The organism is uncultured Halomonas sp. (assembly GCF_947501415.1).
Lineage (GTDB): Bacteria > Pseudomonadota > Gammaproteobacteria > Pseudomonadales > Halomonadaceae > Halomonas.
In genome coordinates this window covers 19,845-33,889 of the sequence record NZ_CANMVL010000010.1, presented here as the reverse complement: position 1 = coordinate 33,889, position 14,045 = coordinate 19,845, and the positions used below count along the sequence as shown (strand labels likewise).

Sequence of the window (14,045 nt, the reverse complement as noted above, 5' to 3'; positions counted from 1 at the left end):
CTTACTCCTGATCGGCGGCGCAGGACGCGCTGGCGGCGAGCGCCGCCTCGTAGACCCCACGCCCCGGCAGGCCACGCTCCTCGAGTTCGGCCAGGTAGCTGTCGATGCCATCCTGGAGCGGCTTCTGCCAGTCCGGGTGCTCCAGGGGGTTCTCGATCTCGCGGATGGTGTGACCGGCGTCCCTGGCCTCCTGCTTGCCTTCCACGTCGAGGCGGTCGAAGACCACGCCGGCGTTCTCGGCCCACTGCATGCCGGAGTTGGCGTCGATCACCGCCTGCTGCTCGGGGCTCAGGCCGTCATAGGTGCGCTGGTTCATGGTGGCCACGAAGATCAGCGTATAGAAGGGCACCTCGGTGTGGTAGCTGACCAGCTCGTTGATGCGGAAGCCCTTCAGCCCCTCCCAGGGGAAGCTCAGGCCGTCGATCACGCCGCGCTGCATGGAGGTGTAGATGTCCGGCGCCGGCATGCCCACGGGGCTTGCCCCCATGTTCTCCAGCATTTCCCCCGCCACCGCCGTGGGCCGGCGGATACGCAGCCCCTCGAGGTCCGACGGCACCTGCACATCGGTATCGATGGTGTGGATGCCGCCCGGCCCGGTGGTGAAGAAGAACAGCGGCCGGGTATCCTCGTACTCGCTCCCCAGGTGCCCTTCGTCATACAGGGTCTGCAGCACGCAGGCGCCCTGGGTCGCCGTGGTGGCCACCCCGGGCAGCTCGACGATCTGCGAGAGCGGGAAACGCCCGGCGGTATAGCCCTGGGCGGTGGCGCCGATATCGGCGATGCCGTTGGCCGCCGCCTCGTAGAGGGAGTCCGGCTTGGCCAGGGTGCCGGAGGGGAACATCTCCACCTTGAGCTCACCGCCGGACTCCTCCTCCAGGGTGGCCGCCCACTCCTCGAAGATATCCTGGTTGACCCCCGATGCGCCGGGCCAGAAGTGCGCCATGCGCAGGGTGGTGGAGGCCTGGGCGGCGGAAGCGGCGGTCAGGCCGGCGATGGACGCGGTCAGAAGGCAACGTGTCAGGACGCGTTTCATGGGAGTCCTCCGGGGCATTGTTGTATGGACTTATCGATCGCTGTATGGACTTATCGAAAGTTCGCATCCCGAATACACGTTCGGGATATAGGCAAGCTACCCTACCCGCCTGGCCCTGAAAAATGGACCTTGGTCTAGGATAGGGCGCCTGCTCAAGATTCTGCCACGCCCGGGCAACCGAAAACGCCTCGATCAGGACAAACCGCCAGTAAAGTTGGACGATTCGAATAATCCTGTCGAGGCGTCGTGGGTCCAGTTGCCCGAGTCGCCCCCGGCAATGCCGGGGGGAGCGGCTCAGCTCGGCTCCACCATGAAGGCGGAGAAGAACGCATCGAGTTCGTCGAACCCATCCAGCGGCAGTACCAGGGAGACGTACTGGTCGGGGCGCACCACCACCAGCGCGCCGGCGCCGCGGTCGATGCCGCGCAGGTCGAAGATGTCCTCATCCGTCCCCAGCACCGGCGCGTGGGCCTTCTGGTAGTCCTGCAGGCCGAGGGCTCCCTTGTGCGGCTTGAGAACATCGTGCATGTCGACCCAGTCCACCTCGAGGTGCGACTGCTGGATGATGCCATGGACGTCGAAGATCGCGTCCGGGTCGGCCCCTTGCGGGGTGAAGCGGCGGATCGGTGAGGCGTCGCTGGCCAGGTAGTCCATCAGGGCATTGAACCGCGAACCCGGACTGCGCGGATCGACCATGTCGGCGAAGGCGTAGAGCCGCCAGCGACCGTCGGCGCGATGGACATGCCCCAGGTGGACCTGCTTGGCATCGCCGAGCCGGATCACCTCGGCGGAGTGGAAGCGGCGCCCCGGCGGGAAGCCGGTGGCCAGGTGCAGGTGGGTGTCGTCGCCGGTCAGCAGGTCCGGCGCGTAGTGGGTGGCGAACCCCGCAGTGAACTCGCTGTTGGTAACGAACTGGCGCTGCACCTCGGCCAGCCCCTTCATCGCGGCCTCGGGGTCGTCGGAGTCCTGGGCGGCGCCGATCGCCCGCGACCAGCGGGTATCCATCGCGATCAGGTTCTCGGCGATGACGTGCCGCTCGGCGTTGTAGGTGTGCAGCAGGCTCGCCGGGCTACGCCCCTCGAGCACCGAGATCAGCTTCCAGCCCAGGTTGAAGGTGTCCTGCATCGACACGTTCATGCCCTGACCGGCCTTGGCGGTGTGGGTGTGGCAGGCATCGCCGGCGATGAAGACCCGCGGGGTGCGGCTCTCCACCTGATCGTCATCGACGTCGTCGAACTTGTCGGTGACCCGGTGGCCGACGCGGTAGACGGAGAACCAGGCGGTCTCCTTCACCTCGAAGGTGTAAGGCGCCAGCACCGCCTGGGCCTTGGCCAGCACCTCCTCCTTGGTCAGCCAGGCGTCCGGAGCGATGTTGCCCATGTCGACGTAGAGCCGGACCATGTAGCCGCCCTCGCGGGGGATCAGCAGGATATTGCCCGCCTCGGCGGACTGGATGGTGCACTTGAAGCGGATGTCCGGGAAGTCGGTCACCGCCAGCACGTCCATCACGCCCCACGCCTTGTCCTCGCCGTGGCCCTGGGGCACCCGGCCGATGGAGTCGCGCACCACGCTGTGCGCGCCGTCGCAGCCGACCACGTACTTCGCACGAACGCTCTTCTCGCCCTCCGGGGTATTGAGCCGCACCGTGACGCGCTCGTCAGGATTCTCGGGGACCTTCACCTCGAGGGTCTCGTGGCCATAGTCGACCCCCAGGCGGCTGGGGGAGTCGTGCATGTACTCCAGCAGGAAGTCGAGCAGGCGGGCCTGGTTGACGATCACATGGGGGAACTCGGAGAGGCCGTCACGCACGTCCTGGACGCGGCCGTGGCGGGTGATCCGCGACTTGTCACCGGGGGCCGGTCCCCAGAAGTGGGTCTCGTTGATCCAGTAGGCCTCGGTGGTCAGCTTCTCGGACAGGCCGAAGGCCTCGAACATCTCCACGGTGCGGCAGGCGATGCCGTCGGCGCGCCCCACTTCCAGCGGCCCGTCGGCCTTCTCCACCACGCGGGTGACGATCTCCGGGAAGGTCGACAATTGGGCCGCCAGCAAGAGCCCCGCCGGGCCGGTACCGACGATCAGCACATCCACCTCTTCCGGCAGCGGCCCCTGCGGGTCGCTGCGTCCTTCGGCCAGGGGTTGGATCCGTGGGTCGCCGCTGCGGTAACCGTCGAGGAAGTACTGCATCATTTTGCTCCATCCCGTTTGTCACGGGTCGTTGTTGGGGTCCATCAGGGGGTCGGATGTGTCTACTGTGGCAATTCGCCACGGCGATATTAATCAGTATTGTGATTAATATCGCGACGAACAATACGACTTTCCGCCAAGGCCGGGCGCCCCGAGTCGCGCAGTCTGCTAAGTTAGCGCCAGCCTGGCGGTCCATCGGATACTGTAACGCCCGGCCGGCCAGCTTCCTTACCTCCTTGAAAAGACCCAGACCATGACCGCAGCCCCTTTCTCAGAAGCCAGTCAGTTTCCCGGCAACCTGCTCAGGCGCTGCCACCAGATCAGCGTCGCGATCTTCCTGCGCAAGTGCGAGGCCCATGATCTGACCCAGCTGCAGTACATCCTCCTCTGCGCCCTCGAGGAGAAGGGGCCGGTCGATCAGATCACCCTCGGCGGCCATACGGCGCTGGACCGCAATACCGTGGCCGTGGTGGTGCGCAAGCTAGAGGAGCGCGGCCTGGTCACCCGGCAGCGTAACCCCGCGGACCGGCGCGCCATGCTGGTGACCCTGACCGAGGACGGCGTACGGCTACGCCATGCTGCCGCGCCGGCCGTGGACGAGGTGCAGGAAGCCATCCTGGCCCCGCTCGAAAGTGACGAACGCGAGATCCTGTGTCGACTGCTGCGGCGACTGGCCGACGAGAACAACCACCTGAGCCGCGTGCCGGTGCGCCAGGCGGGCTGACTCCGCCACCACCGCGGCGGCCGCTGCCGAGCAGCGTCAATGCATCATGAAGCGGCGGGCCCGAGGGCCCGCCGCTTCAGCATGCTGAGTCCGCCGGCCGGTCACATCCGGCAGTCGGCATCCGGCGCCTCGAGCCCTTCGTGGGCGACCTCCACTACCGCGTGGCGGCCGTCACGGATCTCGCGCAGGTAGATATTCTGTATCGGGTGATGCGAATCGGAGAAGCGCAGCGGGCCACGGGGGCTCTGCAGTTCTACCACGGCCAAGGCATCGATCAGGGCATCGCGGTCCGCGGTGTCGCCACCCACCGCCTCGAGTGCCTGAGCCAGCATGGCGCCGGTATCGAAGCCATGTACCGCATAGGCGTCGGGCGTTTCGCCATAAGCCGCCTCATAGGCCGAGACGAAGGCCCGATTCTCCTCGCTTTCCAGGGTCTCGGCATAGTGCAGGGTGGTCAGCACCCCTTCACCGGCGTCACCGAGTGCCGCGAGATTGCCCTCGGTCAGGAAGCCCGAGCCCAACAGCGGGATGCTCTCCTTGAGGCCCGCGGCAGAATAGTCGCGCACGAAGCTCACCCCGCCGCCCCCGGCGAAGAAGGTATAGACGGCGTCCGGCTTGAGGCTGGCGATCTGCGTCAGGTAGCTCTGGAATTCGGTGCTCGGGAAGGGCACCAGGATCTGCTCAACGATCTCGCCGCCCTGCTCGGTGAAGGCGTTCTCGAAGGCGGCCAGGTCCTCCTTTCCCCCGGCATAGTCCCAGGTGATGGTCACCACCCGACGATGGCCACGATCGAAGGCCACCTTGCCCATGGGATAGCTGTCCTGCCACATGTTGTGTGAGGTTCGGAAGACGTTGGGCATGCACAGCTGGTTGGTGGCCGCCTCTAGCCCGGCGTTGGGGATGATAGTGATGGCGCCGGTCTGCTTGGCGACCCGCAGCATGCCCATGGCGACGCCGGAGTGCACCGGGCCGATGACGACGTCGACACCATCGCCCTTGACCAGGCGACTCATGTTCTGGGGCGCCTTGGAAGGGTTGGCCTCGGAATCGAGCTCGACATACTCGACGTCACGCCCCCCGAGTTGACCACCTTGTTGATCGACAGCCAGCTTCAGGCCATTGGTGATGGCCTCGCCCAGCGCGGCGTAGGTACCGGTGTAGGGAAGCATCAGGCCCAGCTTGAACGGTGTGCGCTCCTCGGCCATGGCGGCCTGGCCGTTCAGCAGCAGGCCAGCCCCCAGCAGCGACATCAGGATCTTGTTCTTCGATTTCGTCATGACACTCTCATCTCAGGGACATGTTGTTGGCGTCGTAGCAGCACGCTCTTTTCTTATCACTCAGGCTTCCTGTGCCACCCCCACCCGTTGCTGCCAGCCCAGCCGGCGACGCGCCTCGGTCACGTCATCCTCGGGGTCGTGGTTCCACAGCCAGTCGAAGCGGGTCTCGAGGTTCTCGATCAGCTTCGCCTCGTCGTCGCCGATGCCCTCGCCGGCATACTCGTAGACGTTCCCCGCCTCGTGGGAGGTGCGCTGTACCCGGCAGGTGCGCCCATGACGAACCGCCTCGAAGGCCGCCAGCACCTGTTCGACGCTCTCCCGGGTGCAACCCTCGTCCCCCAGCAGGCTGGCCAGCACATGGGCGTCTTCCAGCGCCTGGCCGGCACCGGCGCCCTGGTGGGGCACCAGCGCATGGGCGGCATCACCGACGAGCAGCACCCGGTCGCGGTGGTAGCGGGGCAGTTCAGGCAACTCGTGCAGCGCCCAGCGGGTCGGTTCGGGGATGCTTTCGAGGATCGCCCGGGACGCCGCTCCCCAGTCGGTGAAGACATCCAGCATCTCCTGCTGTGTGACGGCCTGGACCCACTCCTCCCCCTCGGGCAGCTTCGGCTCGGCGGTGGAGCGGTCGGTGATGAAGGCCACCACGTTGATCAGCTCCGACTGCTTGACCGGGAAGGTCAGGATATGGCGATCGGTGCCCAGATACATCTGGGGCACCAGGGCCAGGCGCCGGTCGGCGCCCCTGGCTTCCAGGGCCTCTTCCAGCTGGGCGGTGGGGATCATGCCGCGATAGGCATAGGTGCCGCTCCAGAAGGGGGCGATCTCGCCATGGGTCTCGACGGGCAGCACGTTGGCGCGTACCGCCGACTTGATGCCGTCGAAGCCGATCACGATATCGGCGGTGAAGGAGGAGCCGTCGGCGAAGTGGGCGGTGGCGCCCTCCCCCTGCTGGGTGACCTCGACGCAGCGCTTGCCGAAATGCGCGATCCCCTCGGGGAGATGGGCGACGATGGCATCCAGGAAGTCCGCCCGATGCACCGAGGACTGCCCGCAGCCGGGCGCCAGGGTGGCGGTCAGGTAGCCATCGTCGCGGCCGCGGCGCCACTCGAACCAGACGTCCTCGAAGGGCGCCGGGGAGGCGTCGGCGATGCGCCGATAGGCCGCCTCCAGGCCGAGCCGCTGGATGGCGCGCACGGCGTTGGGGCCGAAGGAGACGCCGGCGCCGATCTCGGAAAACTGGGGCGCCGCCTCGAAGAGCTGCACGTCGAGGTCGGAGAAGCGAGACAGGGCCACGGCGAAGGCCACGCCGCCGATGCCGCCACCGATGATGGCGATGGACAGGCGGGAATCGCTGGGGGACGCGGTCTTGTGATGGGGCATGTGGTGCTCTCCGTCAGGGTGCTGTTCTTGTCATGGCATCGGGTGATGGACGCAGGCTAGAGCCACTTCGGTATTCACACAACGCAGCCACTTTCATAGTTCAAATAAATGAAAGTAATATTGCTTTTAAGACAGTCAACTAAGCGAGACAAGGCATGCTGCGGCTGACGGATATCGACGTAAACCTGCTGGTGGTGTTCGACCTGCTCTACCGTGAGGGCAGCACTCAGCGGGTTGCCGAATACCTCGGCGTGACCCAGCCCGCCGTCAGCCATGCGCTCAAGCGGCTGCGGCGGCTGCTCGACGATGAGCTCTTCGAGCGCACATCCAGGGGGCTTTCGCCGACGCCGCGGGCAGACCAGCTTCACCCGGGCATCGCCGAGGCGCTGGCCAGGCTGCATGAGACCCTCAACCTGAGCGATGACTTCGACCCGGCCACCAGCGAGCGCACCTTCCAGCTGGCGATGACCGATATCGGCGAGATCGTCTTCCTGCCGCGGCTGCTGGAGCACCTCGCCAGGGAGGCACCCGGCGTCCGGCTCAGCACGGTGCGCAGCCATAACGAGGACCTGAAACGGGAGATGGAGGAGGGGCGGATCGACCTGGCCGTCGGCCTGATCCCCCAGCTGGGTGCCGGCTTCTACCAGCAGGGGCTCTTCGTGCAGCGCTATGTCTGCCTGATGCGGAGTGACCACCCCCTGGCAGGGGGCGGATTCGACATGAGCGATTTCAGGACCGCCACCCACGCGGTGGTGGTGGCGAAGGGCACCGGACACGGCATCGTCGAGGAGCGGCTCGGCCGCGCGGGCATCGAGCGCCCGATCCGTCTGCAGTTGCCCCACTTCGCTGCGGTGCCCTACATCATCAGCGAGAGCGACCTGGTGGTCACGGTGACCGACAAGTTCGCCGAGGCGACCCGGGAGCGCTTCGGCCTGGCGGTGCAGGAGCACCCCCTGCCCTTCCCCGAGATCCCCATCAACCTGTTCTGGCACCGCCGCTACCATCGCGACGCCGGCAACCGCTGGCTGCGCGGCCTGCTCTTCGCGATGTTCTCCGAATAGTACGAGGCGGCACCTGCCGGGGCAGATGCCGCCTCGTGATGATCACAGGCGTGGAATCAGCCGCTGATCTTCAGCACCGGCTTGACGGTGATACCGTTCTTCGAGTCCTCGAAGGCCTCGTTGATCTGCTCCGGCGCATAGAACTTCACCAGCCTATCGAAGGGGAAGCGCCCCGCCTTGTGGTAGGCCACCAGCTGCGGGATGAAGAACCGCGGCACCGAGTCGCCCTCGATCACGCCGATCATCGACTTGCCCTCGGCCATCAGGTCGTGGTGCACGTCCAGGGTCACCTCGGGGGTGACGCCGACGATCGCCGAGACACCCAGCGGCTTGAGCGCGTTCAGCGACTGGCGCACCACCGCCGGCACCCCGGTGCTCTCCACCGCGTAATGGCTGCCACCACCGGTGATCTCCCGTACACGTTCGACGGTCTCCTCCCGCTGGCCGTTGATCGTATGGGTCGCCCCCAGCTCGAGGGCCAGCGCGAGGCGGCTTTCATGCACATCCACTGCGATGATCTGCTGGCAGCCGGCGATGCGCGCCGCCATGATGGCGGAGAGCCCCACCGCGCCACAGCCATAGACCACCAGGCTGGAACCGAACTCGGGCTTGAGACGATTGAGCACCGTGCCGGCGCCAGTCTGGATGCCACAGCCCAGCGGGCCGAGCAGCGCCAGGTCCACCTCGGAGTCCACCTTCACCGCATTGCGGGCGTTGACCACGGCGTGACTGGCGAACGATGACTGGCCGAAGAATGTGGCCAGGTCCTCGCCGTCACGGGCCAGGCGATGGCCGCCGTCATCCATGGCGCCGCCGAAGTTGAGCTCGTTGAAGGTATCGCAGACGGTGGGGTGGCCAGTCAGGCAGTGGCCGCAGCCGCCGCAGTGGGCAAACGACAGCACCACGTGGTCGCCCACCTCGAGACCGCTTACCCCCTCGCCGAGGGCCTCCACCACCCCGGCACCCTCGTGGCCCAGCACGATGGGGAACGGTGCGATGCCGAGGTCCCGGGCCACCGCGTCGGTGTGGCACACCCCCGTGGCCACGATACGCACACGGACCTCGCCCAGGCCGGGCTCGGCCAGTTCGACCGATTGCCACTCGAAGTCGCTTCCCTGTTCGGCAGTCACTGCCGCTTGAATCTGCATGGGTACTCTCCTTTATCGACTGGCCTTCATCGAAGTCCCAGCTCGGCCGATGGTCGAGCGGGGTTGGTAGCGCTCCGGTGATGCCACCGGCCGCCACCCGTTGGCGGCCGGGGAAGGCTCACAGGAACTTGGTCAACTGCAGGCGGATGGCGTCGCCCTCGCTCTCCAGGCCCTTGAGGCCACCGCCTTCGGCATCGTACTCGTGATAGACGGCGCCCTTGAGCATCACCCCGACCGTGGGCCAGAGGTAGCCCGCCTCGGCACCGACGGCGTGACGCTCGGCCTTGGCGTCGGTCGCCGCGCCGTCATCGGCCTCGAGTTGCCAGGCGTCGTAGCCCACCAGGCCGAGCTCCAGGCCGTTGGCCAGACGATGCCCGATGCCCCACTCCACCAGCCAGCTGTCCCCCGGGGTGATGCCGGTGTCGTCCTGCTCGGTCTTGATCTCGTAGCGCGACAGCGCCGAGACGCTCCAGGTCCTGTCGGCATCGAGGTGCCGCATGCCGCCCAGGGTCAACATGGTGGTGCCGTACCCCTTGCCCACCGAGGCCGGGTTGTCGGCATCGAAGTCGGCGGTGTCGAACCAGTGACCAGCGGCGAAGGTGGCGTCCCACTGCTCGCCGTGCCAGCCCAGGATCACCGGGCCGACGAACACATCGCCGACCCCGTAGTCGTCGAAGCTCTGGCGGCCGGCCGGGGTCTCCAAATCGAGCTCGACATCGAGCATCGGGATGATGGTCTCGACACCGTAGTCGGCCCCGAGAAAGGTCTTGCCGGTCATCCAGATGAAGCGATGCGCCAGGGCATTGACCGAGCCGCTGTTGCCCGGCGCGGCATCACCCTCGGCATCACGGAAGCTGTCGATGTCGTAGCGCATCAGGTAGGCCCGGTAGTAGAGGCCCGCGGGAGGCGCGGCGGCGGCGCTCAGCCCCTCGATGCCCGGCACGTAGTGACCGTTGACGGCGAGTGCCGGCGTGGCGACGAGGGTGGTGCCCAGCAGGGCCGCCAGCCGGAAGCTGTGTTGCAGTGTCATGGCGTCTTGTCTCTGTTGTTGGCATGGCCCACCGCCCGCGCGATGCGGGCGGCAGGCGTGACGTGGGGTTCGACTCAGAAGGGATAGCCGCGCGGCGTGTGCTGCACGCTGACCCAGTGGTCGGTGGTGAACTCCTCGATGGCCCAGTCGCCATTGAAGCGGCCGAGGCCGGAGTTCTTCTCGCCGCCGAAGGGCACATGGGCCTCGTCGTTGACCGGCATGTCGTTCACATGGGTCATGCCCGCCTTGATGCCCTGAGCGAAGCGTGCCCCGCGGGCCAGGTCGGCGGTGAAGACCGCGCTGGAGAGGCCATACTCGCTCGAGTTGGCGAGCTCCAGGGCATGCGCCTCGTCGCGCGCCTTCTGGATGCCCACCAGCGGTCCGAAGATCTCCTCGCGGCTGATCTCCATCTCCGGGGTGACATCGCCGAACACATGGGGCGGCACCAGCTGGCCGTCGACCTCGCCCTCCAGCAGCACGGTGGCCCCCTCCTGCCTGGCGGTAGCGATCTTGGCTTCCAGGCCCTCGCGCTGCTTGGCATTGATGATCGGCCCGACCACCGTGGCCATGTCGTCGGGGTCGCCCACCTGTAGCCCCCTGACCTTCTCCACGAAACGCGCGACAAAGTCGTCGTAGCGACGCTCGTCGACGATGATGCGGTTGATGGCCATGCAGATCTGACCCTGGTGGAGGAACTTGCCCATGGCCGCGGCGTTCACAGCCTGGTCGATATTGGCATCGTCGAGCACCACGAAGGGGCTGTTGCCGCCCAGCTCCAGCGCCACCTTCTTGATATGCTCTCCGCCGCTGCAGATCCCGCCGATGCGCCGCCCCACCGGGGTCGAGCCGGTAAAGGAGATCATCCGCGGCACGCGGTGCTCCACGAAGGCGTCGCCGATCTCGCTGCCGGCGCCCACCACCACGCTGAGCAGCCCCTTGGGCAGCCCGGCCTCCTCGAAGATCCTGGCCAGCAGCAGGCCGCCGGTGACCGGGGTGTCGCTGGCCGGCTTGACCACCACGGCGTTGCCCAGCGCCAGCGCCGGGGCGATGGAGCGCTGCGAGAGGTGCAGCGGGAAGTTCCAGGGGCTGATCACCCCCACCACGCCCAGCGGCTTGCGGTAGACGCGGTTCTCCTTGCCCGGCACGTTGGAGGCCAGAGTCATGCCATGCACCCGGCCCGGCATGCTGGCGGCCTCCTGGGTGATGCCGCGCGCCGCGCCCCACTCGACGTTGGCCTTGAGCCGGGTGCTGCCCGACTCGCGGATCAGCCAGTCGATGATCTCCTCCTTGCGGGCATCGAAGATCTCCACCACCCGCTGCAGCAGGGCGCTGCGCTCGGCGGGCGGGGTCGCCGCCCAGGCGGCCTGGGCCTTCTCGGCCGCCAGGAAAGCGGTATCCAGATCGCTGCGATCCGCCAGGCGGATATCCAGCAGCTCACTGCCATCATAGGGGTTGGTCACCGCGGTGGTGCGTCCGCTTGAGCCCTCGCGCCACTCGCCGGCAATCGGCTGGAGGTGGAAATCGCGATATGCAGTACTCATGGTTCACTCTCCTCTGAAAACTCGCGGGCCAGGGTTACTGACGAATACCCGACTTACCGGGTGACAGGATGCCGTTGGGGTCCAGGGCATTCTTCAGGGTCTTGTGCACCTCGCGCAGCGGTTCGCCGAAGGTGCCGGCCACCTGCTCCATGAACTCGGTATTGGTGCGGTAGAGGCCGTAGCCACGCTTGGCGAATTCGTCGATCAGCTCGGCGAAACAGTCGTGGGCGCGCTTCGTCTCCTCCGGGTCCTGACGGTTGTAGAGCAGGTCGATGACGTGGTGCATGTCGCGCCAGCCGACGATGTACTCGGCGACGTAGTCGAAGCCGTACTTGCCGAGGATCTGCTGGGCCAGTTCGGTCTGGTCCTTGGTCTCGCTGCCCTTGGCCTGGGAGACCGGGGCGAACCACATGGAGCCACCGCCCCCACGCCAGTTGTAGAGGCCGAACTCCTGAAGATTCATGTCGCCCTTCATCAGTGCCGAGCGATACTCGAAGCCGCCGCCGCGCTTCTCGGCCTCCTCGCCGTACATGATCTTAGCCTTGCCGCTGGCGCCGAAGGCCTGCTCGACGATCTTCCAGTTGACCTCGATCTGTTCCGGGGTGCCGTAGAGGGCCGCATAGACGTTCCACTCGCCGATGCCTTCGTCGGCCTTGATGCGCTCGATGGCCTCCCGCGGGATGGAGTCGCTGCCGTCGTAGTAGTCCTTGCGCACTACATGGGTGCCCGCATCCCACAGGGTATGCACGATCACCACGGCGTTGGGGATGATCTGGGCGATGCGCAGCGGGCGCAGCACATCGACGATCTCCTCGATGTCCTCGGGGTCCTGGTACTGGATGATAAAGGGACGATAGGCCGGCGGCTCCGGCATCAACCAAAGACCCATCTTGGTGACGATGCCGTAGTTCGACTGGGTGAAGAGGCCGTCGATATAGGGACCGTAACCCCACTTGAAGACCTGCCAGGAGCTGGAGTTCTCGATGCCCCCCATGCCGGTACGAATCACCTCGCCGTTGGCCAGCACCACCTCCATGCCGCACTGGAACATGAAGTGCTCGCCGTAGGGGGTGTAGCCCACGCCACGGTCCAGGGTATTGCCCACCGGTCCGGCAATGGCCGAGGGGGCCGGCGGATCCAGCCACAGCTTGAGGTCGTTCTCCTTGATGTAGTCGTAGAGCTGCTGGTAGGTCACCCCGGGCTCGAGCAGCGCCGTGCACACCTCCGGGTCCACATCGAGGATGCGGTTCATGCGGTGCATATCGAGCATCACCTGGCCGGTCTCCCCCGGGGCGGCGGAGCCGTAGCCCAGGTTCTTGCCGGTGGAGATGGTCCAGATCGGTACTTTGTACTGGTTGCAGGTGCGCACGATCTCCTGCACCTGCTCGGTGGTGGTCGGCAGCAGGGCCGCGGAGGGAATGTAGTCCGCGTCATCGCCGGCCATCATGATCTTGCTGTAGGCCGCCAGCTGGTCGCTCTCGGTCAGGACGCTATCGGCCCCGAGGATCTCGCGGAAACGGGCGAGGGCCGCATCGAAGTCTGCCTCGGACACGCCCTTGGGAAGAATGCGCTGTGTGGTGCTCATGGAATCGTCTCTCGCTTGTTATGTTCAGGGGCTTACAGCCGAACCAGGAAACTCAGCTCGGTGGCGCTGGTGGCCTCGCCGGCCGGACGCCTGAGATCCCGGGTCTGGCGTGCGCTACCCGCCGCCTGTGCCAGGCGGGCATATTCCCGCCCCAGCGCGGCCTGCCAGCTGCCCGCCTCACCCGCCAGCGGCGCCGTGAGGGGCCCGCGATGGCTCAGCAGCTGGTGGCGCCCCGCCTCATGGCGGCCCAGTGCCAGCACGCGGCCGCGACCGGCCAGCAGGCTGGTCAGCAGCACCAGGCCCGCCTCGTCGGTGAAGCCGGTCGCCAGGCTGCCGGCGGGAAGGGCGTTGAGTGCCAGCGGATCGAGACGCCCCTCGTAGCTAGGGGCCCAGCCCTGCTGGCGCAGCCCCAGTCCCAGCTCGGTGGTGGAGCGATCGGCGCCGTAGAGGCGGATCGGGCCGTGCACCGGGGCCTCGGCGAACCCGCTGTCGGCGGCCCAGGCGGCGCCCAGGGAGAGCGGCATGGCGGCCCCCAGCAGCAGGCTATTCTTCATGAGTTGTCGACGCGTCAGGTTCATGGCACTACTCCTCGCTGGCCGCCGTGGTCGCCATGTCACCGCGCACCAGAGCCTCGATCAGGGCCTCCAGCTCGGGGTCGCTGATCTTGGCCGCGCGGAAGGCCGGCATGGCGGCGCGGCCATGGCGCACCGTATTGCGGATATAGTTGCCGCGCGCTTCCCAGGCTGCCTCGGGGAAGGCCATGGTGATCTCGGGGCCAACGGCCTTGTCCGGGGCGTGGCAGTGGGCGCAGACCTGCCGGTAGACCTCGTCGGGCTCGCGGGCGTCCGAGGCGTTGGCCGCCACCGGGGGGAGCAGCAGGGCACCGAACAGGGCCAGCGCCCCGAGGGTACGTGAGGGTAGGTGCCGGGAAAGCACCGTTGTTGTGTTTTGCATGATCAATGTCACCCGTCTGGTCGTCATGGGCTTGTCGTCGCAGGGCCGGCGCCCCCTTAGACTTTAGTATAATCAATAGGTTAGCACCGGAGACCTGCCCAATATACCTGTCAAGAAGCGTGCCGGAA

The 14,045-nt window shown here is 66.7% G+C and carries 12 protein-coding genes; 2 read left to right on the top strand and 10 right to left on the bottom strand.

What is annotated here, in order from left to right; all coding sequences use genetic code 11:
- Position 1: 1 nt before the first annotated feature.
- Positions 2 to 1,033, bottom strand: coding sequence for a TRAP transporter substrate-binding protein (locus Q0894_RS07740; protein WP_299233305.1), 1,032 nt, complete (start codon positions 1,031 to 1,033; stop codon positions 2 to 4).
- A 294-nt stretch (positions 1,034 to 1,327) separates the two neighbouring features.
- Positions 1,328 to 3,220: an FAD-dependent monooxygenase gene (locus Q0894_RS07735; RefSeq protein WP_299233302.1), complete on the bottom strand. Its 1,893-nt coding sequence runs from the start codon at positions 3,218 to 3,220 to the stop codon at positions 1,328 to 1,330.
- A 250-nt stretch (positions 3,221 to 3,470) separates the two neighbouring features.
- Between Q0894_RS07735 and Q0894_RS07730 the strand changes: the two genes are divergently transcribed.
- A complete protein-coding gene (locus Q0894_RS07730) occupies positions 3,471 to 3,941 on the top strand; it encodes a MarR family transcriptional regulator (RefSeq protein WP_299233299.1) in 471 nt (156 codons plus the stop codon).
- A 101-nt stretch (positions 3,942 to 4,042) separates the two neighbouring features.
- On the opposite strand, the gene Q0894_RS07725 is transcribed toward Q0894_RS07730, so the two are convergent.
- Together Q0894_RS07725 and salA are read right to left on the bottom strand one after the other, a co-directional pair.
- On the bottom strand, positions 4,043 to 5,218 hold the full coding sequence (locus tag Q0894_RS07725) for an ABC transporter substrate-binding protein (RefSeq protein WP_299233296.1): 1,176 nt from the start codon (positions 5,216 to 5,218) through the stop codon (positions 4,043 to 4,045).
- A 60-nt stretch (positions 5,219 to 5,278) separates the two neighbouring features.
- On the bottom strand, positions 5,279 to 6,598 hold the full coding sequence (salA, locus tag Q0894_RS07720) for a salicylate 1-monooxygenase (RefSeq protein ID WP_299233293.1): 1,320 nt from the start codon (positions 6,596 to 6,598) through the stop codon (positions 5,279 to 5,281).
- A gap of 155 nt (positions 6,599 to 6,753) precedes the next feature.
- On the opposite strand from salA, the gene Q0894_RS07715 reads away from it, so the two are divergent.
- Positions 6,754 to 7,659 carry a LysR family transcriptional regulator gene (locus tag Q0894_RS07715; protein WP_299233290.1) on the top strand — a complete coding sequence of 302 codons (906 nt, stop codon included), beginning with the start codon at positions 6,754 to 6,756 and terminating at the stop codon, positions 7,657 to 7,659.
- Positions 7,660 to 7,715: 56 nt separating this feature from the next.
- Here Q0894_RS07715 and Q0894_RS07710 read toward each other — a convergent pair whose 3' ends face one another.
- From Q0894_RS07710 to Q0894_RS07685, 6 genes are all read right to left on the bottom strand, one after another.
- The gene (locus Q0894_RS07710) at positions 7,716 to 8,807 is read right to left on the bottom strand and encodes an NAD(P)-dependent alcohol dehydrogenase (protein ID WP_299233287.1); all 1,092 of its coding nucleotides are present in this window, start codon (positions 8,805 to 8,807) and stop codon (positions 7,716 to 7,718) included.
- 118 nt (positions 8,808 to 8,925) lie between these two features.
- Positions 8,926 to 9,837: a transporter gene (locus Q0894_RS07705; RefSeq protein ID WP_299233285.1), complete on the bottom strand. Its 912-nt coding sequence runs from the start codon at positions 9,835 to 9,837 to the stop codon at positions 8,926 to 8,928.
- 74 nt (positions 9,838 to 9,911) lie between these two features.
- Complete coding sequence (locus Q0894_RS07700) at positions 9,912 to 11,378, bottom strand: aldehyde dehydrogenase family protein (RefSeq protein WP_299233282.1); 1,467 nt, start codon at positions 11,376 to 11,378, stop codon at positions 9,912 to 9,914.
- Positions 11,379 to 11,412: 34 nt separating this feature from the next.
- Positions 11,413 to 12,963, bottom strand: a complete 1,551-nt coding sequence (locus Q0894_RS07695; RefSeq protein WP_299233279.1) for an FAD-binding oxidoreductase — start codon at positions 12,961 to 12,963, stop codon at positions 11,413 to 11,415.
- A gap of 32 nt (positions 12,964 to 12,995) precedes the next feature.
- Positions 12,996 to 13,541 (bottom strand): hypothetical protein, encoded by a 546-nt coding sequence (locus tag Q0894_RS07690; protein ID WP_299233276.1) that lies wholly within the window; start codon positions 13,539 to 13,541, stop codon positions 12,996 to 12,998.
- 4 nt (positions 13,542 to 13,545) lie between these two features.
- The gene (locus Q0894_RS07685; RefSeq protein ID WP_299233273.1) at positions 13,546 to 13,917 is read right to left on the bottom strand and encodes a cytochrome c; all 372 of its coding nucleotides are present in this window, start codon (positions 13,915 to 13,917) and stop codon (positions 13,546 to 13,548) included.
- Positions 13,918 to 14,045 lie beyond the last annotated feature (128 nt).

Bases quoted from the DNA above. Each gene is read 5' to 3' on its own strand.
- Q0894_RS07740 (WP_299233305.1), bottom strand. From the start codon at position 1,033: ATGAAACGCGTCCTGACACGTTGCCTTCTGACCGCGTCCATCGCCGGC.
- Q0894_RS07735 (WP_299233302.1), bottom strand. From the start codon at position 3,220: ATGATGCAGTACTTCCTCGACGGTTACCGCAGCGGCGACCCACGGATC.
- Q0894_RS07730 (WP_299233299.1), top strand. From the start codon at position 3,471: ATGACCGCAGCCCCTTTCTCAGAAGCCAGTCAGTTTCCCGGCAACCTG.
- Q0894_RS07725 (WP_299233296.1), bottom strand. From the start codon at position 5,218: ATGACGAAATCGAAGAACAAGATCCTGATGTCGCTGCTGGGGGCTGGC.
- salA (WP_299233293.1), bottom strand. From the start codon at position 6,598: ATGCCCCATCACAAGACCGCGTCCCCCAGCGATTCCCGCCTGTCCATC.
- Q0894_RS07715 (WP_299233290.1), top strand. From the start codon at position 6,754: ATGCTGCGGCTGACGGATATCGACGTAAACCTGCTGGTGGTGTTCGAC.
- Q0894_RS07710 (WP_299233287.1), bottom strand. From the start codon at position 8,807: ATGCAGATTCAAGCGGCAGTGACTGCCGAACAGGGAAGCGACTTCGAG.
- Q0894_RS07705 (WP_299233285.1), bottom strand. From the start codon at position 9,837: ATGACACTGCAACACAGCTTCCGGCTGGCGGCCCTGCTGGGCACCACC.
- Q0894_RS07700 (WP_299233282.1), bottom strand. From the start codon at position 11,378: ATGAGTACTGCATATCGCGATTTCCACCTCCAGCCGATTGCCGGCGAG.
- Q0894_RS07695 (WP_299233279.1), bottom strand. From the start codon at position 12,963: ATGAGCACCACACAGCGCATTCTTCCCAAGGGCGTGTCCGAGGCAGAC.
- Q0894_RS07690 (WP_299233276.1), bottom strand. From the start codon at position 13,541: ATGAACCTGACGCGTCGACAACTCATGAAGAATAGCCTGCTGCTGGGG.
- Q0894_RS07685 (WP_299233273.1), bottom strand. From the start codon at position 13,917: ATGCAAAACACAACAACGGTGCTTTCCCGGCACCTACCCTCACGTACC.